Below are 21,464 nucleotides of genomic sequence, written 5' to 3'. Positions count from 1 at the left end.
GGTCTCCCGGTTGTGAAGTGTGTGTCGTAGCAGCTCCACTTCACGACGGGAGACCTTCGCTGTTCAACGACCCACTACCGCGTGTCGTCGCAATCCCTCAACCAACCTGCCTGGGCAGTACACCTAGCGGCTTCGACAGAGCTCGGCCGGCGGACGGCCACCGCACGTTGGGTTCCCGTTCACATCCGGGTCTCCACCGGTTCGCTCGCGCCGCCTAGCGTCCTGCGAGTGCGAATCCAGTTGCCGCTGTTCACCTCCACCGGTCACGACGCCGGCCGTTCCTCTCGCGCCCAGGTGACGTGTCGCTACAAATGCGGCGATGCCTGCCGTCACGATCCCGGAAACCGCAGCGACAACGCGTACTTCCGCGACGTCGTGCGTACCGCGGTCTCGCGGCGGAGCGTCCTCAAGACGTCGGCGGGTACGGCCGTCGCGGTCGGAGCGGCATCGGTGCTCGCGGCCTGCGGCGAGAGCGGCTCGGGAAACGGCACCTCGACGACCGGATCTGCCACCGGAGATGCGCTGCCGGGCATGAAGTTCGCGGCCGTCCCGGCCAACACCGAAGACGCGGTGGTGATCCCCGACGGATATCGGCAGGAGGTGGTCATCCGCTGGGGCGACCCCGTCCTGCCCGGCGCCCCGGAGTTCGACTTCGCCAATCAGACCCCCGAGGCCCAGGCCGGGCAGTTCGGCTTCAACAACGACTTCGCCGGGCTCATCCCGGTCGACGGCGTGCCCGACCACTTCTACCTCGTCGCCAATCTGGAGTACCCCACCGAACCGTTCATGTTCACGGGATACCAGGACGGGCAACCCACCGAACAGCAGGCCCGCATCGCGATGGCCTCCGTCGGCATCGCCGTGGTCGAGGTGGCCGCCCAGCCCGGTTCCGGCGCGCTCACAACCGTTGTCGGACCGCGTAACCAGCGCCTCACCGCGTCGAGTCCGTTCCGCCTGACCGGTCCCGCCGCAGGCACCGAGTTCGTGAAGACGAGCGCCGATCCCGCCGGCACCACCGTCCTGGGTACGATCGCCAACTGCTCCGGCGGGCTCACCCCGTGGGGCACCATGCTCTCGGGCGAAGAGAACTTCAACGGTTACTTCGGCAACGCGAGCACGGTGACCGACCCGAAGACGGCCGGACGTCTCGCGCGCTACACCTTCGAGGACGACGCCGACGAACACCACTGGGGTCGCTTCGACAAACGCTTCGACCTGGCCGTCGAGCCCAACGAGGCCAACCGCTTCGGCTACATCGTCGAAGTCGATCCACACGATCCGAAAGCCGTTCCCGTCAAACACAGTTCAATGGGGCGGTTCAAGCACGAGTCGGCCAACATCTACGTCGTCGGCAGTGGTCCCGGCGAGGGCACCGTGGTCGCCTACAGCGGTGACGACGAGAAGTTCGAGTACATCTACAAGTTCGTGTCGAGTCGAAGGATCAAGAGCGGACTGTCGAGGACCGCGCGCGAACACAACATGCGCATTCTCGACGAGGGGACCCTGTACGTCGCGACGTTCACCGGCGAACCCGTCGACGGTTCCGGCGCACTGCCTGCGGCAGGCAAGTTCGCGGGCAAGGGGTCGTGGAAGCCCCTGCTCACCGTCAATGCCGACGGCACGGCCCGTTCGTACATCACCGGCATGTCACCGGCCGAGGTCGCGGTGTTCACCCGCGAGGCGGCCGACGCCGCCGGTGCCACCAAGATGGACCGTCCCGAGGACATCGAACCGAATCCGAAGACCGGCAAGGTGTACTGCGCCCTCACCAACAACAGCGACCGCGGCACCGACGGCAAGGCCGCCGCCGATCTCGTCAACCCCCGCAACGAGAACAAGAACGGTCAGATCCTCGAGATCACCGACGACCACACCGGCACGGAGTTCACCTGGGAACTGCTGCTCGTCTGCGGCGACCCCGCCGCCGCCGACACCTACTACGGCGGTTTCGACAAGACCCGGGTCAGCCCGATCTCCTGCCCCGACAACGTCGCCTTCGACCCGCACGGCAACCTGTGGATCTCCACCGACGGCAACGCCCTCGACTCCAACGACGGCCTGTTCGCGGTCGCGCTCGACGGGGACCGTCGGGGCGAGACCAAGCAGTTCCTGACCGTCCCCAAGGGCGCCGAGACGTGCGGTCCGGTCATCGACAGCAGCCGCATCCTGATCGCGGTGCAGCATCCCGGAGAACTCGACGACCATTCCGCGGACAATCCGGCATCGCACTGGCCCGACGGCGGGAACTCCCAACCGCGGCCGTCGGTGGTCGCGGTCTGGCGCGACGGTGGGAGCCCGATCGGCGTCTGACGCGCGTGTCAGAAGCGTCACACCGTGACGAGTTGTTACTTCGAAACTCTAAGTATTAGAGTTTCTAAACGTGTCCGCTTCCGATCCCGCGCAGCTCGCCCTGACGCTGCGTCCGACGATCACCAGGCTCTACCTGGCGCTTCGCCGACGCGCACCAAGGGTCGAGCTCACCGCGGCGCAGACCTCGGCCCTCAACGTCCTCGCCGACGACGGGTGGATGCGGATGGGTGAACTCGCCGATCGCGAGTCCATCCGTATGCCGACAGCGACGTCGGTGATCGACGGCCTCACCAGACACGAGCTCGTCGAACGCAGACCCGACCCGGAGGATCGACGCGCGGTCCTGGTCGGGTTGACCGACCACGGCCGCGCCCTCGTGTCGCAGATCCGCGAGGAGCGCGACGTCGTCCTCACCAGTGCGCTCGCCGCACTGAACGACGAAGACCGGGCCGCTCTCGCCGCCGCCGGCCCGGCTCTCCAGGCACTGCGCGACCGACTCGACGAGACCCCGACGCAACCGACGAACGCGACCTGACGTCCGCGGGCCGGACACGTCATCAGCCAGCGATCGAGAAGGACCCCATGACAGTCACCGAGAACACCCCGACCACCGGGACCGCCACATCGGAGAAGTCACTGCTCACCACGTTCCGCGAGCAACCCCGTACCGTGTGGATCACCGCCTTCGCCGCCACGATCGCCTTCATGGGCATCGGCCTCGTGGACCCGATCCTGCACAGCATCGCCGAAGCGCTCGAGGCGCCGGCCGAAAAGGTCACCCTGCTGTTCGGCGTGTATGTGGGTGTGCAGTGCCTGGCGATGCTCCTGACCGGGTGGGCCGCATACCGTTTCGGCCCCAAGCGCACGCTCACGGTGGGACTCTCGCTAATCGTCGTCGCCGCCGGTCTGTCCGCCTTCGCCGGTGACATCGACCAACTGATCGCCCTCCGTGTGCTCTGGGGTCTCGGCAACGCACTGTTCCTCGCGACCGCACTGGCATTCATCGTCTCGTCCGCCGTGGGCGGCCGACAGGGCGCGATCATGATGTACGAGGCCGCACTCGGCCTCGGTCTGGCGGTCGGACCGTTGCTCGGGGCGACACTCGGCGAATGGACCTGGCGCGCGCCGTTCGGCGGAACCGCACTGCTCATGCTCTTCGGTGCCATCCTGTGCGCGGTCATGCTCCCCGCCGACTCACCTCGCATCACCCGTGACCGGGTGCGGATCGTCGATCCGCTGAAGGCCCTCCGCAATCGCGCCCTGACGATCTCGGGCATCGGTTCCGCCTTCTACACCGGTGCACTGTTCACCGTCATCGCGTGGGCGCCGATCGCGATGGGGCTCCGCCCGATCCACGCCGGTCTCATCTTCTTCGGGTGGGGTCTGCTCACCGCGCTGGCGGGTGTCTTCGTGGCACCCGCGCTGGCGAAGGCCCTGGGTGAGAAGGCCGGTGTGCTGGTGGCGATCTTCGCCTACGGTTCGATCATGGTGCTGGCCGGCATCGGCACGGTCAGCGATCAGGTGTGGCTCATCGGGCTCGCCGTCGTCCTCTCCGGCCTGCCGTCGGGTGTACTGAACACCCTCTTCACCGACCTTGCCATGTCCTCCGGCGGGACGGGCACCCCGCGCTCGGTGTCCAGCGCGGGCTTCAGCTTCCTGCGGTGGATGGGGGCCGCGATCGCCGCGGTGCTCGTGGCGTACCTCGCCAAGTGGTTCGGTTCCGACGCCGCGCCCTGGTGGTTCGCGACCGCCTACTGCGTCGCCGCGCTGGGCGCCGTCGCCCTCATCAAGGCAACCGACGACGACGAGATCGACGACACCGCCGCGCTGGTCGGCGTCGAGGAGTTCTGACCCGAACACCGGTTCGTCCCGGTACCGTCCGCCTGATGACGTATTCGAAGGTGATCGTGGCGGTGCGCGACGGCGGGCTGACGCGCGACGGTGCCGACGGTCTGGTCACACGATGTGCAGCAGCCGGTGCCGTGCGCGTCCAGCTCAACATCGCCGACGACCGGGTCTCCGGCGCGATGCGGATCGACGAGCTCGATCCGCCGATCGACGCGGTGGTGACGTACTGGGCCGAGGATGTCGACGCCGTCCTTCCCGCGGTGATCCAGAGCGTCGAGGGGCGCCCGGCGGCGTGGGAGGTCACCGCCCGCGCTCCCCTCGACCCGGAGCTCCCTGCCGACGGAACGCGCATCGACGCGCTGTCGAACATCGCTTTCCTACGACGCCCCGTCGAGCTGGACCGCGACGAATGGTTGCGTCGCTGGCTCGAGGACCACACCCGGGTTGCGATCGACACCCAGGCCACGTTCGGCTACGTCCAGAACATCGTCGAGCGTCCACTCACCGACGACGCGCCGCCCGTCGACGCGATCGTCGAGGAGCTGTTCCCCATGGCGGCTGTCTCCGACATCCACGCCTTCTACGGCAGCAACGGCGACCAGGCCGAACTGGAACGTCGAATGACCCGGATGCTCACCAGCGTCGCGCGTTTCGGTGCGGACCGACACCTCGACGTGGTCCCGACCTCCCGCTACGACTTCGATCTCCTACGTTTCGATCTCTCCGCCGGGGTGGCCTCAGACGGCTGAATCCGGGAACGCGATGACGGACAGGAAGCGCACGGGCAGTTCGACGAGTTCGACCGGCCCGTGCGCGCCTTCTCCGTCGAGCTGCAACGCGTCGCCGGGATGCATCCGGTACACCGAACGGCTGTGCGCGTAGTCCATCACGCCCTCGAGGACATACAGGAATTCGGTACCAGCGTGCTGGAACAGCGGCTGGGTCACCGACGTCTCGGTCAGCGTCACGAGCAGACATTCGAGCCGTTTGTGTTCTCCGCGAAGCGATCCGAGCAACTCGTACTCGTGGCCCTCACGCGAACCCTCACGGACGATCTCGTTGCCCTCCCCCGACTTCACGAAGACGGCCGACCGCTCCATCTCCGCACCGCGGAACAACGACGTGACCGAGACGTCGAAGCCGTTGGCCAGGCGGGCCAGAGTGCTGAGACTGCAGGAGGTCTGCGCGTTCTCGATCTTCGACAGCATCGCCTTGGAGATCCCGACGCGGGTCGCCATGTCGCCCACCGACAATCCCTGCTGACGACGCAGCCGACGCACGTTGTGCGCGATCGCGGTCTCGAGCTCGAGTTCCTCGACCGACTGGTCGACGGGGCGTTCCCGTGCGATGCCAGACTGGTTCCGGATCAAAGGGTCGTCGGTCACCTCGCCAGCATAGTGAGCCAGCTCGTTCACTGTCAGTTGACACATGTTCCCGCGTCCTCTCGTCGGGTTGCCCCCGCCCACCGCTCCGGAACGCTCAGCGCATCTCCCCTGCTCCCACGTAGGGGAACCTCGTCTTCAGCGGGTCTCCCTCCGCGAACCGGGAGAAACGGAAGTCCGACTCGGGGATCCGGGGGTCCGAACTGCGTCCGTCGACCACCAGATCGGCGACGAGCCGCCCCACCGCCGGCGAGATCTTGAACCCGTGACCACTGAAACCGACCGCCAGCACCAGGCCGTCGAGCGGTCCTCGCGAGATGATCGGATTCCAGTCCGGTGTCACGTCGTAGCAACCGGCATAGCTGCTGGTGATCGCCGGTTCGGTGAAGCCGGGGAACCGGGTGCCGACCTTGTCGACGGTCAGGTCGACGAAGTCGCTGTCGACCCGGTTGCTGTAGCTGTCCGGGTCGGCGATCTGGAGTTCCTGGAGATCGCTGTTGCCGAACAAGATCTCGCCGCGTACGTCCGGTCGCACGTACTGGAGTGAGACGAGGTCGGAGAACACCGGAACCTCGCCGAGATCCTCACCCGGGTGGATCATCACGATCTGTTCACGATGCACCGAGATCGGGACGTCGATGCCGTGCGGCGCGAGGAACGGCTTGGACCACACACCGGTCGCGACGACGACGGTGTCGGCGGAGATCGTCGACCCGTCGCGCAGGCGGACGCCGGTGACCCGGTCCCCGTCCACGATGAGCTCGGTGACCGTCGTGCCCTGCCGGATCCTGATGCCGGTGGCACGTGCGGCGGCGGCGAAGGCCTGAGCGGTCTGGTAGGCGTCGCCGTACCCGCCGCGCTCCTCCCAGCCGAAGGCCGCGAACGGCTCGAGATCGGCTGCCGACCACATCTTCGCGACCTCGGCGGCGTCGATCTCCTCGGTCTGGACGCCGACCTCACGCTGTGCTGCAAGGCTTTTGCGCAGGCTCTCGACGTTCGCCTCGCCGACGCCGACGACATAGCCGGTTTGTCGGAAGCCGATGTCGGTACCGAAGATCTCCTCGGCCTTCTCGAAGACCTCGAGGCCCACCGCCGCCATCGCGGCGAGCGAACTGACGCCGTAGTGGCAGCGGACGATGCCCGACGACTTGCCGGTCATCCCGCCGCCCACGGTGTCCCGTTCGCACACCACCACATCGGTGATGCCGCGCTGACCGAGTGCCCACGCGGTTGCGGCGCCTTCGAGTCCGCCGCCGATGATGACGACCGATGCGGTCGAATCCTGCTCGCTCACAGCCCACTCCCCGGAATCCAGTTGGTGCCGGCCATCGGGACCCGCGCCATCGCCGCGGCCTCGATCGTGATGGCGACGAGGTCCTCGGGCTCGAGATGCTGGAGATGCGCCTTGCCGCAGGCACGGGCGATGGTCTGGGCCTCCATCGTCATGACCCGCAGGAAGTTGGCGAGACGCTTGCCCCCGAGCACCGGGTCGAAGCGCGCTGCGAGCTCCGGATCCTGCGTGCTGATGCCGGCCGGGTCGCGTCCGTCCTGGAAGTCGTCGTAGTAACCGGCCGCCGAACCCAACGCCTCGTACTCCTTGGCGTAGCGGGGATCGTTGTCGCCCAACGCGATCAGAGCGGCGGTGCCGATGGCCACCGCGTCTGCACCGAGCGCCATCGCCTTGGCGACATCGGCACCGTTGCGGATGCCGCCCGAGACGATCAGCTGGACTGCGTCACGGCCCGCCCCTACTCCCGCCCGGCGGTGAACTCCGAGTTCCTGCAGCGCCTGCACGGCCTGCGGGATGGCGGCCAGCGTCGGGATGCCGACGTGCTCGATGAACACCTCCTGGGTGGCCGCGGTGCCGCCCTGCATGCCGTCGACCACCACGACGTCGGCGCCGGAGTGAACGGCCAGCTTCACGTCGTAGTAGGTTCGGCTGGCGCCGACCTTGACGTAGATCGGCTTCTCCCAGTCGGTGATCTCGCGCAGCTCGTTGATCTTGATGGCGAGGTCATCGGGACCGGTCCAGTCCGGATGCCGGCAGGCGCTGCGCTGGTCGATGCCCTGGGGGAGCGTGCGCATACCCGCTACGCGCTCGGAGATCTTCTGCCCCAGCAGCATTCCGCCGCCGCCCGGCTTGGCGCCCTGACCGAGGACCACCTCGATGGCGTCGGCCTTGCGCAGATCGTCGGGGTTCATGCCATAGCGCGAGGGCAGGTACTGGTAGACCAGGTGCTTGGACTGACCGCGTTCCTCCGGAGTCATGCCGCCGTCGCCTGTGGTGGTCGACGTGCCGACCTCCGACGCCCCTCGACCCAGTGCCTCCTTGGCGCCGGCCGACAGCGCGCCGAAACTCATGCCCGCGATCGTGACCGGGGTCGACAGATGCAGCGGGTACTTCGCGTTGCGGCCACCCAGGACGACGTCGGTGTCGCAGCGTTCGCGGTAACCCTCGAGCGGGTAACGCGACATCGAGGCACCCAGGAAGAGCAGGTCGTCGAAGTGCGGCAGCTTGCGCTTGGCGCCCCAGCCGCGGATGTCGTAGATACCGGTCTCGGCCGCCCGCTGGATGGCGGCGATGGTGGTGCGGTCGTAGGTGGCGGATTCACGGAGTCCGCGCTGCTCGACGCTGAGATTCTCGGTCATGGTGATGTCTCTTTCGGTCAGGGGCGCGAGGGGTTGCGGCCCTTCGTGGCTCGTCGCTATCGCTCCTCACACCTCAGGGAGCGAGGGGAGGCTTCGCTATCGCTCCTCGCACCTCAGGGAGCAAGGGCTCGCACCCGGAGAGCGACGGGTGGCTCAGTAGGCGGAGGCGTTGTCCACCTTGAAGTGGTAGAGCTCGCGGGCCGATCCGTAGCGGGTGTAGGCGGTCAGGTCGTCGTCGCCGTAGCCGGCGGCCTTGAGCAGGCCGGTGAGCTCCTCGAGGTGCTCCTCGCGCATCGGCTTGGCGATGCAGTCGGCACCGAGGGAGGCGACCTCGCCGCGGACGTAGATGCGGGTCTCGTAGATGGAGTCGCCGAGTCCGTCGCCGGCGTTGCCGCGGATGACCAGGCGGCCGGCCTGCGCCATGAACGCGCTGTTGTGTCCGACGTTGCCGCCGATCACGATGTCGACGCCCTTCATCGAGATCCCGCAGCGCGCGGCCGCGTCGCCCTCGACGACGAGGAGCCCGCCGTGCGCGGTGGCACCCGCCGACTGCGAGGCGTTGCCCTTCACGATGACGCTGCCGCTCATCATGTTCTCGGCGACACCGGTGCCGGCGTTGCCGTTGATGGTGACCTCGGCCTGCTGGTTCATGCCGGCGGCGTAGTAGCGACGTGACCGTTGACGGTGATCTTGACGGGGGCGTTCACGCCCGCCGCGACGCTGTGGGCGCCGGCCGGGTTGTCGATCACGATCTCACCGGAGATCTCGCCGTGTAGCGCCGAGTTGATCTCTCGCAGTGGGGTGTTCGCGAGGTCGAAGTGGTGATTGGGGCTCATCGTCTCCGCTTTCGCTGTGCCGGTGGGGGAGTAGGTGGAGTGGCCGAGGGCCTCGGGTTGTCCGAGTGTCCCCGGTTGTTCGAGAGTCACCGCGTCCATGCGTAGACCACCTCCGGCTCGGGCTCCCAGATGCGGGCGTTTTCGACGCCGGGCAGCTTGGCGAGGGCGCGGTACTCACTGGCGATCGCGACCCAGTCGTCGGTCTCGGCGATCACGGCGGGCTTGCAGGCGATGGCATCACGGACGACGGCGAAGGAGTCCCGGTTGGAGACCACCAGGGTGTAGAAGCCGTCGAAGGTGGCGCACACCTCTTTGAGCGCGGTCTCGACGTCCCTGCCGGCGGCGAGCTGGTGGGCGACGAAGCGTGCGCCGACCTCGGTGTCGTTCTCGCTGTCGAATTCCACTCCCTCGGCGCGTAATTCGCGCCGGATGGTGGCGTGGTTGGCGAAGGAGCCGTTGTGCACGAGACACTGCTCCGGGCCGACGGCGTACGGATGTGCGCCCGACGGGGTCACGGCCGACTCCGTGGCCATACGGGTGTGGCCGACGCCCTGCCAGCCGGAAGCGTTTGCCAGCCCCCAGGATTCGGTGAGGTCACGCGGCGCGCCGACACCCTTGAGGACGGTGAGATCCGAGCCGAAGCCGGCGACGAGCGCGTCCGGGTAGGCGGCACGGGCCGCGCCGAGAAGTTCTTCGGCACCGACCGGGGCCGACGCGACCAGAGTGGCGTCGACGAGCTGGGCGGCGACGGATACGCCGAGTGCTGCACCGAGGGTCGACGAGACCTCGTCGGGCAGGACGTCGAGTTCAAGCAGCGAGACGCAGCCGTGGCCGGGCGGCGCCCACTCGGGGTTGCCGTAGACCGCGATACCGGCTGAGTCCGCGCCGCGATCCTGCATCTCGCCGAGCATCTCGGCGAGCATGGCGCCGAGTCGGGGATGAAGATCGGGATTACGCAGATGCAATCCGACGATTCCGCACATTGTCGAATCCTTTACGTCGAAGGGGAGTTGGATGTGGTTCGGTTCGCGCGCCCCGGGTGCGGCCGCGTCAGAAGGCGGTGAGGTACTGGTCGACTTCCCACGGGGAGACCGCGGCGTGCCAGTTGAAGAACTCCTCGCGCTTGAGGCTGGAGAAGTAGGTCGACACCTTGCCCTGGTCTTCGGGCCAGTCCTGGGGGAGTGCGGCGTCGAGCGCGCCCGCGACGACGGCGTCGGCCTCGAAGGCCTCGACCGCGTGCAGCAGGGTGAGGGGCAGTTCGGCGATGTGGCTGGGCGCTCCGCCGACGGCGCCGGGGTCGAGGCTTCGCTTGATGCCGTCGAGGCCGGCACCGAGCAGCGCGGCCGTGGCCAGATACGGGTTAGCCGATCCGTCACCGCCGCGGAGTTCCACGCGCTGGTCGTCGGGAACGCGGATGTAGTGGGTCCGGTCGTTGCCGCCGTAGGTGGCCTTGCGCGGCGCCCAGGACGCTCCCGAACGGGTGGCGGTCGCGCCGGTTCGCTTGTAGGAGTTGACAGTCGGTGCGATGACGGCCTGCAGCGCCGGCGCATGCTCGAGGATGCCGCCGATGAACCCATAGGCGGTGTCGGAGAGGCCGAGTCCGCGATCGTCTTCGCTGACCTGCGGGAACACCGGCTCGCCGCCCTTGGTGAGCGAGAGGTGGAAGTGGAGTCCGGAGCCGGTGCGGTCGGCGAACGGCTTCGGCATGAAGGTGGCGATCATGCCCTTCTCCGCGGCCATGGCCGAGAGGAGGTAGCGGAGAGTGACGACCCGGTCCGCGGTGGTGAGCGCGTCGGCGTACTTGAAGTTCTGCTCGAACTGTCCGTTGCCGTCCTCGTGGTCGTTGGCGTAGTTGCTCCAGCCCAACTGGTTCATGGCAGTGGACACCGCGGTGAGGTGTTCGTACATCCGGGTGAGGCCACGGACGTCGTAGCAGGGCTGGTCGGAGTCGTCTGCGGAATCGGCGGTGACGAGCGAACCGTCGTCGGCACGCTTGAGCAGGAAGTACTCGACCTCGGCCCCCACCCAGGGCTCGAAGCCGGCGTCGGCGGTCTGTGCGATGAGGGTCTTGAGGATGTTGCGCGGGGCGAACGGCCACGGCTTGCCCTCGACGTGCGGATCGCACTGGACGACGGCGAGGCCTTCCTTGATGAACGGGATCGGGAGGAAGGAGCTGACGTCGGGGATCGCGATGAGGTCGGGGTCCTTTGGCTCCTGGCCGATGGCACCGACCGCGTAGCCGGCGAAACCTACTCCCTCCGTGGCGAGTTCGTCGACCGCCTCGACCGGAACCAGCTTGGCGCACGGCTTTCCGCGAAGGTCGACGAACATGGCGAGGATGAACTTGGTTTCGGTCGCCGCACACAGCTCGGCGAGGGTACTGGTGTCGGGGGCTGCGTTGGTGGTGGTCATGATGCGCTCCGGGGTCGACTGTAGGTGTTGCTTGTCGGGATGTCCACTCGCGTGAATCAATGTCTACCGTTAGTAGACCGATCGATTGTTTCGCCGCTGTTTCCGCCCGATGAGCGGTCGGTGTCGTTTCGGCGCCTCGTGTGACGGGACGAAAAAGGCCCGGGGCACACCGTTCTCACGGTGGGCCCCGGGCCGTTGTTCACTGTCCCCGCGCGGTCAGACCTGTGCGGGTGGAGTCGAGGCGGGCATCGACCTCTCCACCGATTCGGCAGCTGCCGCCGGCGAGAGGGAGGCGAGGCCGCCACCCGGGTGACCCACACTCGCGCTGGGGATCTCGTAAGCGGTCTCGGCGTGCAGGACGGTGTCGAGGCCGACCATCTCGGTCTCCTCGTCGACGCGCAGCCCGATCAGCTTGTCGAGGCCCTTCGCGATGAGCCAGGTCATCACGAACGAGTAGGTGCAGGTGATCGCGATACCGGCGAGTTCACGCCAGATGATGTCGACCGGACCACCGAACAGGACGCCCTGGACGCCAGCGGGCGCCGCCTCGGTCGCGAACAGGACGATGCAGAGGGTGCCGACGATGCCGCCGATACCGTGAACGGCGAAGGCGTCGAGCGTCTCGTCGATCTTCAGCCTGCTCTTGAAGCTCAGCAGGAAGGCGACGACCGCGGCGGCGAAGATGCCGACGAGGAGTGCACCGAGCGGGGCCATACTGCTGGCTGCCGGGGTGATGCCGACCAGACCTGCGACCACACCGGTGATGATGCCCAGCGAGGTGACATGGCCTTCACGCCACTTCTCGATGATCGCGAAGCCGATCATGCCCGCGGACCCGGCGAGCAGCGTGTTGAGGATGACCGACTGGGCCAGGAAGTTCGCGCCGAGCGCGCAGCTGCCGTTGAAGCCGAACCAGCCGAAGAACAGGATGCCGCCGCCCAGCATGGTCATCGGGACGTTGTGCGGTCGCTCCATGCGACGCTTCCGGGCACCGAGCACGACGGCCAGCGCGAGCGCTGCGACACCGGAGTTCATGTGGACCGCGGTTCCGCCGGCGTAGTCGACGATCTCGACCTTGTTGAGCAGGAAGCCGCCCTTGTAGTTGTCGTCGACATCGGCCGAGAACACCCAGTGGGCCACGGGGAAGTACACCACGAGCAGCCAGATCGGTGCGAAGACGAGCCACCCGGAGAACTTCATGCGGCCGGCGGCACCACTGGCCACGATGGCGATGGTGATGGCCGCGAACAGGATGAACCACGCCGCGAAGTACAGCGTCTGGGTCGCACCGGAGGCGTCGTCCGTCAGCCAGTTGGTCAGGCCGATGAAGTCGGTCGGGTTGCCGATGAGGCCCCACCCGCCCACCGACGGCCCGGACACGAGTCCGTAGCCGATGACGACGTAGAGCACGGCGGTGATGCCGAGGGTCGAGATGACCATCGACATGATGTTCAGGACGTTCTTCGAGCCGACCATGCCGCCGTAGAAGAAGGCGAGGCCGGGGAACATCAACAGGACGAAGACGAAGGCCGCCAGCATCCAGGCCAGGTCGGCGTTAGCCGCGAGTATCGGTTCCATGGGCGATCTTTCGGTTCGGAGACTTGAGGTCCGGGTTACTTACACCAGCAGCTCACGGGCGTCATTGACCGCGTAGATATGCGACGACACTGTCGCGATAGTCGAGGAATCCCTTGTAGGCGGCGATGTCCTCACCGAGTGTCTCGATGACGGTCGCCAACTGACTGGCCCACTCGGGTATTCGTTTCACGTCCTCCAGCGAGGCCATGAATGTCCGGATATTGAACGTCACGGCACCCGACATCGGCAACCGGACGAAGTGTTCCAGCTCGATTCGCAGGCGTGCCCTGGCGAAATCGCCGTCGGCGACCATGCCCGGGACGTCAGCGGCCCAGGCCGGCAGCTCCTCGAGACTGACGTCGAGCTTGTGCGAATCCGACGCCGACAGAGTCCAGTTCACCCTGCGGTACACCTGATCTGCCGGTAGCCTGCGCAGGAACTGCTCGGCGCGGGCGACGATGCCCTCGCGGAGCATGCGCGGGACCGGGGCATGGATCTCGTACATGTCCATGCCCACATCGAAGGACACCGACCACGCCGCCGCAAAGGTCACGACACCGGCGTCGAAGTACAGGTGCCCGTCGCGTTCGGTGACGAGAAGGAGGTCGTCGGGCACCTCCCGCGCCAGGAACTCCATCGGCCCGTAGGGCAGGGACTCGGGGTCGCCGAGCACGAATCCCTGGTCGGTGCCGAGGATCTCGTTGCGCCAGTGAAACCGACCGTCGCCGTGTTCGTCGAGGTGCATGAGGCCGGGGTAGGAGATGCTGAGATCGCGCAGGTAGTAGAGCAGCACATCCCAGCACGCGATCTCCATTCCGGCACGGACCCGCACCCGTGAGGGGTCGTTGTCGAGAATCCGACGGCGTTCGGCCATCATCTCCGGGTACTCCGCGCCACCGAGATCGACCAGATGCCTACCCCATTCACCACCACGGGTGCGTCGGGGGATGCGGGCGGGTTCGACGTTGACGCTGTAGGAGAACTCCTCGAGGTCGTCCGGGAACGGCCACGGCAGATTACCGAGATGATCCACCGGCTGGTTGAGGAACAGTTCTGCGGATTCGGTCGGGATCGCTTCTGTGGTCACAGGTCCACCTCGATGTTCTGCCCCCGGGATACACAGCACAGCATCGCATCACCGAGAGCCTTCTCCTCGTCGGACAGGACGAGGTCGCGATGCTCGATGATGCCTCCGCGCACAGGGATTCGGCATTCGCCGCACACGCCCTGGCGGCACAGGTTGGGCACCTCGACACCACTGTCGAGTAGTCGTTGGAGTAGGGACACCCCGGCCGGGACGTCGATCCGGTCCTCGGTCGAGGACAGCGTCACGGTGAACGGGTCACCGGGCTCCTGCTCCGGCGCGGCGAATCTCTCGAGATGGACTCGCGCCGTGGGCCATCCGGTCTGAGCAGCGAGTTCTTGATAGGTGTCGAGCAGGGCTGCCGGTCCGCACGCGTAGGCGTGGGTCCCCAGCGGCTGCGACCGGAACCTGTCGGCGATCAGTTCCGCCGTGGCCTCGACTCCGGACACCTCGTGCAGGGTGATGTTCGGCTGCTCGGCGAGCGCACGGAGATCGTCGAGGTGCGCTCCGCTGCCGGGTCGGAAGGAGTAGACGATGTCTGCGCGAAGCCCCTCGCGTGCCAGTGCCCGTGCGTGCGACAGGACCGGTGTGACGCCGATACCGCCGGCCACCAGCAGTACTCCCCGCTGGTCGAGGACGGGTGCGAACATCGACCGGGGCCCCTCCACCTCGACGACGGCGTCCTCGGAGAGGTTGTCGTGCAACCAGTCCGACCCCCCGCCGGCACCGCGTCGTAGAACCGAGATGCCGTAGGTGTTGGGGTACATGCCGTCGTCGACGAGCGAGTAGGCGTTGCGGTGCTCACCGGCGGTGATGATGAGATGGCTGCCCGGTTGGTAGGGCGTCAGGACCTGCGGGGTGTCGGCGAGCGGCGCGAACCGGAAGTGCGTGATGTCCGCGGTCAGCTGCCGGACGGCGACGACGCGCATGGGCCGTGTCGACGTCGCATAGCCCGGGTGCAGGTGTGCGGGGATGGCTGCCGCCGTCATGCATCACCTCCCGCAGCCGATGCCAGGAAGCTGCCCATCGTCGGTGAATGGTGTTCGTGGATCTCCAGATCGCGGGCGCAACCGGGACAGGTGGCTGTCCCGCCGGCACGACCCTCGACGCGGAAGGTGTTGCGGCAGTGCGCACAGTAGAGCGGCAGGTCGCGGAGGTGGACGACATGGGAGGACAGTTCGGCGGGTACGGCCCCGGCCTCGCGCGCGATGGCCAGCGCGGTCATCACGTCGTACTGGCCGCCGGTGACGAGAATGCGCGTGCCGGTGAGCGCTTCGTCGAGGGCGTCGTGCAGGGACGCACGATCCTGCTCGTCGGTGAGCGTGTCGAGCACGAGCAGCCGGGTGGCTCCGACGGCCTCGGCCGCCGCGACCCAGTTGCGTGACACGTGTGCGGTCTCGGCGTCATCGCCGACGGCGACCACGAGGAAGGCCGCCCCGGTGGTGTCGACCGCCGGGGGAGTGGCCGGCCAGACCGGCAGGCCCGGGCCGGTCGGCGCCGGCGGAGTGGGCGCGGCGTCGCGCAACCACTGGGCGGCGCGGTCCCGGTACTTGATGATGCCCTTGTAATCGGCCATTTCCTCGGGCAATTCGGCCAGGACCTCGGCGGCACGACGCCGCCACGGATCGACGGTGGCCAGCTGCTCCAGAGGCAGCATGTAGGTGCGGATCAGGAACATGACCGCTCCCGAATCCGGGAGCCGGATGAGATGTTGCACCTCCACGCGTAGGTGGACGCGGCGTCCGAACTCGGCGTCGTCGACGAGCTGGATACTCGCGCGGTCGGGGCCCCACTCGGGGTAGATCTCGGTCGAGACATCGAGGCGGCGGTCGATGGTGAGTGTCCAGTTGGTCCGCCGGTAGGGCTGGTGCGGCTGAAGACGCTTGAGGAACTCGTGCGCCCGGGTGATGACGCCTTCCTTGCGCACCCGCGGGACGGGCCCGTGGATCTCGAGGAAGCTCATCCCGACGTCGAAGCCGAAGCTCCAGTCGGCGGCGAAGGTGACCACCCCGGCGTCGACGAAGAGCTGGTCGTTGCGCTGGTCGAGGAGCGCGATGTCCTCCTGGACCTGAGAGGTGATGTAGCGCAGTGGTTCGTCGGGCAGGGTGGTGGCGTCGCCGTAGCGGAAGTGCTGTTCGATGCCGAGGATGTCGTTGCGCCACAACCATTCGTCAGGTCCGGTCGAGCGGAGCTGCATCTGCTCCGGGTACGCGGCGTCGAGTTCGCGCATGAGGGTGAACATCGCATCCCACGCGGCGGGCACCATGTGGGGGAGTACGGCGTGGCGGGTCGGATCGGCGGCGAGGGTCACCGCACGCTGGTCGAGTTCGGCGCGGTACTCGGAGTCGATGTCGACGACCGCGGTGCCCCACTGACCCGCGGGCGTCGTGACGGGTTGCTCGGCCGGTTCGACGTTGGTGCTGTAGCGGTACCGGTCCTCGAGGAACGGGAACGGGAAGCCGGCGACCAGGTCGGCCGCGGTCTCGGCGGTTGTGTTGTCGAGTGTGCTTGTCACAGGGGAACCTCCAGGGTGCAGCCGCCGGCGGCGCGCGAGACGCACGGCATGATGGCGTCACCGGCGGACTTCTCCTCGGCGCTGAGGTAGAGATCGCGGTGGATGGGTGATCCGCCGGACAGGGGGATGCGACATTCGCCGCACACGCCCTGACGGCACAGATTCGGGACCTCGACGCCCGCCTCTTCCAGGGCCGCGAGCATGCTCGTCCCCGACGGGACATCGATGCTCCGGCCGGATTCGGTGAGCTCGACGCGGAACGGGTCACCGGCATCGAGTGCATCGATGCCGAAGCGTTCGAAGTGGATTCGGGAGTCGGGCCATCCGGCTGCTGCGGCGGACGCCACGACGGAATCGATCATGGACGACGGTCCGCAGACGTACAGGTGGGTGCCGACCGGCTGGGTACGAAGCGCTTCGTCGAGGCGCCCGGTGAACGAGACACGGTCGGTGAACAGTTCGGCGCGAGCCCGGGCGAGCGCCGTGACGTCGGCCAGGTGGGCCGCGGCTTCCTCACGGAAGACATAGAGCAACTGCACGTCCCGGCCCCAGCGCACGGCTGCGCGCAGGTGGGACACCATGGGAGTGATCCCGATCCCGCCGGCGACCAGCAGGTGTTTGCGGGCGCGGGCGATCGGCGCGAAGGCGCTTCGGGGGAGTCCGACGGTCAGCGTGTCGCCGACAGCGAGTTCGTTGTGCAGCCAGCGGGACCCGCCGTTGCCGTCGTCGACCTCGAGGACCGAGATCGAGTAGTTCGTGGGATGGGTGCCGTCGCCGGTCAAGCTGTAGGCGTTGGTGTTCGAGCCGGCGTGGACCACCAGGTGACTGCCGGGGACGAAGCCGGGGAGGGCCCGACCGTCGGGGTCGGCGAGCGTGATGCTGCGGATGCCGGTGACGGTGGAGTCGATCGCGGTCACGACGAGCTGCATCGTGGGCATCCGGTCGACGCGGCTCGTCGACTCGGCGGCGGCGCCGGCCGAATCGGGTTCTGCTGCGACGGTGATGCTCACAGTTGGACCTCCTCACCGGTGGACAGGGGTTGGGCGGTCTCGGCGTCGACCATGAAGCCCAGGTACTGCCCCGTTCGACGGGACACGTGGTGGTACACCAGCAGGTCGCGACGACATCCGGCGCACGGGATGACGTCATCGATCACCGCTCGGACGCGGGTGACCGACCGGCAGTGCGAACAGAACACGTCGGCCTCGGCCTGGCCGTCGGAATCGGTTGTCATGACTTCGATCTCGTCGTCCTCGAGTCCGGCGTTCACGGCGACGGCGCGCAACCGCAGTGCCGCACCGGCGTCGGCGACGATCCAGACCCGGACCCCGACGGTGGCCTCGGCGAGCGCTCCGGCGAGCAGGTCGGCGGCGGTGTCGGCGTCGCCGTGGATTCGAGTGGTGACCAGCGGAGGGAGGTCGGCTTCCCAGCGGCCCAGTGCGTCGGCGACGTCCCCGACACCGACCAGCAGGTAGGAACTACCGGTCGGCGTGGGGGTCGTCGTCTCGACCAGGTCACCAGGTCGTGCCCACGCCGGCACGCTGGAGTACGTGATCTGCGACATCGTCAGCGATCAGAGGAGAGTGGCGTCGCGCAGACCGGTGTAGAAGGCGAGCGCATAGTCCGGTGTGCTGAAGTAGATCTTCGATCCCTTCGGGAAGAAGATCGCGTCCTTGGCCTTGGCGACCGTCTTCTGCCCGGTTTCCTTGTTCTCCAAGAGGAACTCGCCCTCGAGAACGACCTTCATCTCGTCGTACTCGTATTCGTAGTAGAGCGGCTCGTCGGTGTGGTGGAGTTCGAAGTACCCGCTGCACATCGGGCTGCCGTCCGGGTTCTCGTAGACGTCACCGATGAATCCCTCGGTGCCCGGGTACTCCGCCTCCGGCATCTTCGGAAGATTCTTGAAACCATCGCTGGTCACGCGGAACTCCAACGCCTTGGCACTCTCGATCGTCACGATGCTCCTCCATGTCTCACTCGGGCGCGAATGCGCTCGTCGGGTACGTGGTCGGCGTCCTCGTGCCACCCGGGGGTTCGTGATGACTCTTCGTAGTGGACGCCGTCCCCTGTTATGAAACAAGTGGTGTGTTTCCGGAGTGTGACGGCTCTGTAATGGTGTGCTACGCGGCGTACGTCATGCGGTGCGGAGCCTCGTCGGAGGTTCGGCGTGAGATCGGCTCACGTAATCCGTTCCCGCTCACACTTATCGGGTGAGCGAGAACGAAGGGGGTGAGCGAGAGTCGCAGCGCCTACTGACGGCGATAGTCGAGCAGCCCGACCCAGAACTCGTCGGGGATCACGTCGCCGGCGCGCAACACGCGCGCGAGTCCGGCGGCCATGAACGCACCGAGCAGTCCGAGCCACAGTCCCGCCAGCGAGATCACGGTCCAGGCGACGGCGACCGCGATCGGCCAGGGGTCGAGGATCAGCAGGATCGGCGCGAAGAAGAAGCCCGCCCCGATGAACCACGACGAAAGCGCACGGTCGCATCGCGCCACGGCCACCAGCCACCGCGGCGTCGAGGCCGTAGGCATCGCACCCAGTGGGGGTCGCCGGTTCCGGTGAGTGGTCTTCTCCGTGGTCATCGGACACCTCCTGAGACGGATTGCGGTGACTCCAGACTCCGCCCCCGAACGCGCGGAAGCCACTACCTCCCAGGTAGTCGGAACGACACTCTCAGTCGAGCCAGTCCAGCACCGACGCCGCGGTCCAGCTCTGCTGCATGCTGCCGAGAGGCTCGCCGGTGAAGGGCTCGTAGTACTCCGCGAACGAGCCGTCGGTGGCCTGACGCAGACCCTCCTCGCGGAGCCGCGCCGAACGCTCGGTCCAGCCCCGACGCGCGAACGCCCAACTGAACAGCCAGGTCATGACCGGCCACACCGGACCACGCCAGTACTCGCGGGGTCGGAAGTCAGCCGAGATCGGCGACGTCGACGGTGGGACGGCGTACCGAAGGTCGGGATGTCCGCAGAAGCGCGGGCCCTCGAACAGCCGGAGCAGCGCGCGTTCCCGCTCACGGGGGAGCCCGCCGCAGATGAGCGGAGCGAACGCGGCGATGGTCTCGGTGGTGATCCAGGAGTTCGCCCGCAGATCGAAATCCCTTGCGGCACCGTTACGGTCGTTGGCCGCGGCCACCACGCCGGAACGGAACCGGTCGGCCCAGGCGCGCAGGTCGCGAACGTCGGCCAGCGGCTTGGAATAGTCCTCGCCGATCGTCGCGAGCACGTCGCAGGCGACGGCGAAGATCGCGCTGACGAAGACGTCCTCGACGGCGAAACTCATGACCTTCGGCAACAACTCGTCGTCGTAGTGCGCACGCTTCATCTGCTCGACGAGCCAGATGTACCGGTCGTACTCGAGGTCGGTGGGCCGCATCGACAGGTCGGTGACGTGATCGAGATCGGCACGCTGGTACGGCGGAAGGTCTAGTCCGGGAACGACATTCGCATACGCGGAGTCCCAGCGCGGCGAGTTGTCCATGCCGGATTCCCAGCCGTGGAAGATGGTGATCCGGCCGCGTCCCATCGGATCCCGGGCGTGGGCCAGCCAGCGATGCCACCGCACCAGCGAACTCCAGCGGCGGTCGATGAACTCATTGGCCACCGCCCGCGTCGTACGACCGTGACGTCGGGAGTGGTCGAGAATGCGCTGCACCGCGATCGCGTGGACCGGCGGCTGAGTGATGCCCGAGGTGTCCGGGAAGTCGGGGGCGCACTCGGCCAGTCGTGCGCACTCCCAGCGGGACGGGCCGGGAAAGTATCCGTCACGGCCGTTGGCGAACACGATGTGCGGGATCATGCCGTTGCGCCACTGGGCCGACAGCAGGGTGTCCATCTCGATCACCGCACGCTCGACGGACAGCGGCGCGAGACCGACGGTGACGAACGCGGCGTCCCAGCTCCACATGTGCGGGTACAGCTTGGGCGCCGCACTGGTCATGGTGCCCAGGTCGTTGCCGCGCAGCAGATAAGCGGCACGTGCCGACAGCTGCGTTGGGGTGAATCCGTACCTGGCCACGCCGACGATTGTGCCCCCCGGCGCGCACGTCTGCTCATCGAGGCGGCCTCGATACGCGGCGTCCTCACTCGCCTCGGTCGTCGTCACCGGGCCGACGGAGGGTGGGCATGACGATTTCGGCATCCGGGTCGCCGCAGTAGGGTTGGCAGAGTGCCCACCGCATTGATCACCGGGGCCAGTCGCGGCCTCGGCGCACAGATCGCCCGACAGCTGGCCCCCACGCATGACCTGTTGCTGGGCGGCCGTCCCTCACCCGAACTCGACCACCTCGCCACGGAGCTCGACGGCGCGAGCACCTTCGCCGTCGAACTGACCGACTACGACGAGGTCGCCGCCGCGGTGGAGACCATCAGCGAACTCGACGTGCTGGTCCACAATGCCGGCGTCGGCAGCAGTCTCGAACACGTCTCGGACACCCCCGTCGAGGAATGGCATCACGTACTCGAGGTGAACCTCGTGGCGGTCGCCGAACTGACGCGGCTCCTCCTGCCGGCGCTGCGGCAGGCAGAAGGGCACGTCGTCTTCGTGAACTCCGGAGCCGGCCGGTCGGCCAAGCCGCGCTGGGCGCCCTATGCGGCAAGCAAGTTCGGCCTGCGCGCACTCGCCGACTCCCTACGCGCCGAAGAGCCGACGCTCCGGGTCACATCCGTCTACCCCGGTCGCATCGACACCGACATGCAGCGCGAGCTGGTCGCCATCGAGGGTCGCGACTACGACGCCTCGCAGTTCCTGCGCCCGGAATCGGTCGCGGCCGCCGTCGTGCACGCCGTCGAGACCCCGGCCGACGCCCATCCACAGGACATCGTGCTGCGGCCGACGGGGCGTGGGTAGCA

At 67.5% G+C, this 21,464-nt stretch carries 19 protein-coding genes and 1 pseudogene; 5 read left to right on the top strand and 15 right to left on the bottom strand.

Annotation, left to right across the window (positions count from 1 at the left end):
* The first annotated feature begins 228 nt into the window (after nucleotides 1-228).
* The 4 genes from BJF87_RS08610 to BJF87_RS08595 all read left to right on the top strand — a co-directional run bounded on the left by BJF87_RS08610 (nucleotide 229) and on the right by BJF87_RS08595 (nucleotide 4,907).
* Nucleotides 229-2,310 (top strand): PhoX family phosphatase, encoded by a 2,082-nt coding sequence (locus BJF87_RS08610; protein ID WP_035753944.1) that lies wholly within the window; start codon nucleotides 229-231, stop codon nucleotides 2,308-2,310.
* Between the two features lie 70 nt (nucleotides 2,311-2,380).
* The gene (locus tag BJF87_RS08605; RefSeq protein WP_035753943.1) at nucleotides 2,381-2,845 is read left to right on the top strand and encodes a MarR family winged helix-turn-helix transcriptional regulator; all 465 of its coding nucleotides are present in this window, start codon (nucleotides 2,381-2,383) and stop codon (nucleotides 2,843-2,845) included.
* Between the two features lie 47 nt (nucleotides 2,846-2,892).
* Nucleotides 2,893-4,161: an MFS transporter gene (locus tag BJF87_RS08600; RefSeq protein WP_006361105.1), complete on the top strand. Its 1,269-nt coding sequence runs from the start codon at nucleotides 2,893-2,895 to the stop codon at nucleotides 4,159-4,161.
* Nucleotides 4,162-4,196: 35 nt separating this feature from the next.
* Nucleotides 4,197-4,907: an EthD domain-containing protein gene (locus tag BJF87_RS08595; RefSeq protein ID WP_075862924.1), complete on the top strand. Its 711-nt coding sequence runs from the start codon at nucleotides 4,197-4,199 to the stop codon at nucleotides 4,905-4,907.
* Here the strand turns inward: BJF87_RS08595 and BJF87_RS08590 are convergent.
* The 15 genes and pseudogenes from BJF87_RS08590 to BJF87_RS08520 all read right to left on the bottom strand — a co-directional run bounded on the left by BJF87_RS08590 (nucleotide 4,896) and on the right by BJF87_RS08520 (nucleotide 20,631).
* On the bottom strand, nucleotides 4,896-5,588 hold the full coding sequence (locus tag BJF87_RS08590; RefSeq protein WP_075862923.1) for an XRE family transcriptional regulator: 693 nt from the start codon (nucleotides 5,586-5,588) through the stop codon (nucleotides 4,896-4,898). The genes BJF87_RS08595 and BJF87_RS08590 overlap by 12 nt on opposite strands.
* Nucleotides 5,589-5,637: 49 nt before the next feature.
* Complete coding sequence (locus BJF87_RS08585) at nucleotides 5,638-6,834, bottom strand: FAD-binding oxidoreductase (protein ID WP_075862922.1); 1,197 nt, start codon at nucleotides 6,832-6,834, stop codon at nucleotides 5,638-5,640.
* A complete protein-coding gene (locus tag BJF87_RS08580) occupies nucleotides 6,831-8,189 on the bottom strand; it encodes an FMN-binding glutamate synthase family protein (RefSeq protein ID WP_075862921.1) in 1,359 nt (452 codons plus the stop codon). The genes BJF87_RS08585 and BJF87_RS08580 overlap by 4 nt, the downstream gene beginning before the upstream one ends.
* A 153-nt stretch (nucleotides 8,190-8,342) precedes the next feature.
* Nucleotides 8,343-9,124: pseudogene (locus tag BJF87_RS08575) on the bottom strand (protein glxC).
* Entirely contained in the window at nucleotides 9,112-10,008 is an 897-nt protein-coding gene (locus BJF87_RS08570; RefSeq protein ID WP_006361111.1) for a glutamine amidotransferase, read from the bottom strand. The pseudogene BJF87_RS08575 and the gene BJF87_RS08570 overlap by 13 nt, the downstream one beginning before the upstream one ends.
* Nucleotides 10,009-10,075: 67 nt before the next feature.
* Nucleotides 10,076-11,437, bottom strand: a complete 1,362-nt coding sequence (glnT, locus tag BJF87_RS08565; protein ID WP_075862920.1) for a type III glutamate--ammonia ligase — start codon at nucleotides 11,435-11,437, stop codon at nucleotides 10,076-10,078.
* A 216-nt stretch (nucleotides 11,438-11,653) separates the two neighbouring features.
* Nucleotides 11,654-13,015 carry an ammonium transporter gene (locus BJF87_RS08560; protein ID WP_075862919.1) on the bottom strand — a complete coding sequence of 454 codons (1,362 nt, stop codon included), beginning with the start codon at nucleotides 13,013-13,015 and terminating at the stop codon, nucleotides 11,654-11,656.
* Nucleotides 13,016-13,076: 61 nt separating this feature from the next.
* The gene (locus BJF87_RS08555; protein WP_075862918.1) at nucleotides 13,077-14,102 is read right to left on the bottom strand and encodes a DUF3445 domain-containing protein; all 1,026 of its coding nucleotides are present in this window, start codon (nucleotides 14,100-14,102) and stop codon (nucleotides 13,077-13,079) included.
* Entirely contained in the window at nucleotides 14,099-15,088 is a 990-nt protein-coding gene (locus BJF87_RS08550) for a PDR/VanB family oxidoreductase (protein ID WP_075862917.1), read from the bottom strand. Before BJF87_RS08550 ends, BJF87_RS08555 begins: the two co-directional genes overlap by 4 nt.
* On the bottom strand, nucleotides 15,085-16,614 hold the full coding sequence (locus tag BJF87_RS08545; protein WP_042376067.1) for a DUF3445 domain-containing protein: 1,530 nt from the start codon (nucleotides 16,612-16,614) through the stop codon (nucleotides 15,085-15,087). The genes BJF87_RS08550 and BJF87_RS08545 overlap by 4 nt, the downstream gene beginning before the upstream one ends.
* The gene (locus BJF87_RS08540) at nucleotides 16,611-17,624 is read right to left on the bottom strand and encodes a PDR/VanB family oxidoreductase (protein WP_035753934.1); all 1,014 of its coding nucleotides are present in this window, start codon (nucleotides 17,622-17,624) and stop codon (nucleotides 16,611-16,613) included. Before BJF87_RS08540 ends, BJF87_RS08545 begins: the two co-directional genes overlap by 4 nt.
* Complete coding sequence (locus tag BJF87_RS08535; RefSeq protein WP_035753932.1) at nucleotides 17,621-18,178, bottom strand: dimethylamine monooxygenase subunit DmmA family protein; 558 nt, start codon at nucleotides 18,176-18,178, stop codon at nucleotides 17,621-17,623. Before BJF87_RS08535 ends, BJF87_RS08540 begins: the two co-directional genes overlap by 4 nt.
* Nucleotides 18,179-18,187: 9 nt before the next feature.
* A complete protein-coding gene (locus BJF87_RS08530) occupies nucleotides 18,188-18,571 on the bottom strand; it encodes an ethanolamine utilization protein (RefSeq protein WP_035753931.1) in 384 nt (127 codons plus the stop codon).
* 292 nt (nucleotides 18,572-18,863) lie between these two features.
* Nucleotides 18,864-19,199, bottom strand: a complete 336-nt coding sequence (locus tag BJF87_RS08525; protein WP_035753930.1) for a hypothetical protein — start codon at nucleotides 19,197-19,199, stop codon at nucleotides 18,864-18,866.
* Nucleotides 19,200-19,290: 91 nt separating this feature from the next.
* Nucleotides 19,291-20,631, bottom strand: coding sequence for an amylo-alpha-1,6-glucosidase (locus tag BJF87_RS08520; protein WP_035754033.1), 1,341 nt, complete (start codon nucleotides 20,629-20,631; stop codon nucleotides 19,291-19,293).
* Nucleotides 20,632-20,781: 150 nt separating this feature from the next.
* Between BJF87_RS08520 and BJF87_RS08515 the strand changes: the two genes are divergently transcribed.
* On the top strand, nucleotides 20,782-21,462 hold the full coding sequence (locus BJF87_RS08515) for an SDR family oxidoreductase (RefSeq protein ID WP_006361122.1): 681 nt from the start codon (nucleotides 20,782-20,784) through the stop codon (nucleotides 21,460-21,462).
* Nucleotides 21,463-21,464: the final 2 nt, after the last annotated feature.

It is taken from the genome of Gordonia sp. CNJ-863 (assembly GCF_001942325.1).
Lineage (GTDB): Bacteria > Actinomycetota > Actinomycetes > Mycobacteriales > Mycobacteriaceae > Gordonia > Gordonia alkanivorans.
The sequence above is the reverse complement of the archived record's forward strand: the minus strand, read 5'-3'. Positions and strand labels throughout refer to the sequence as shown.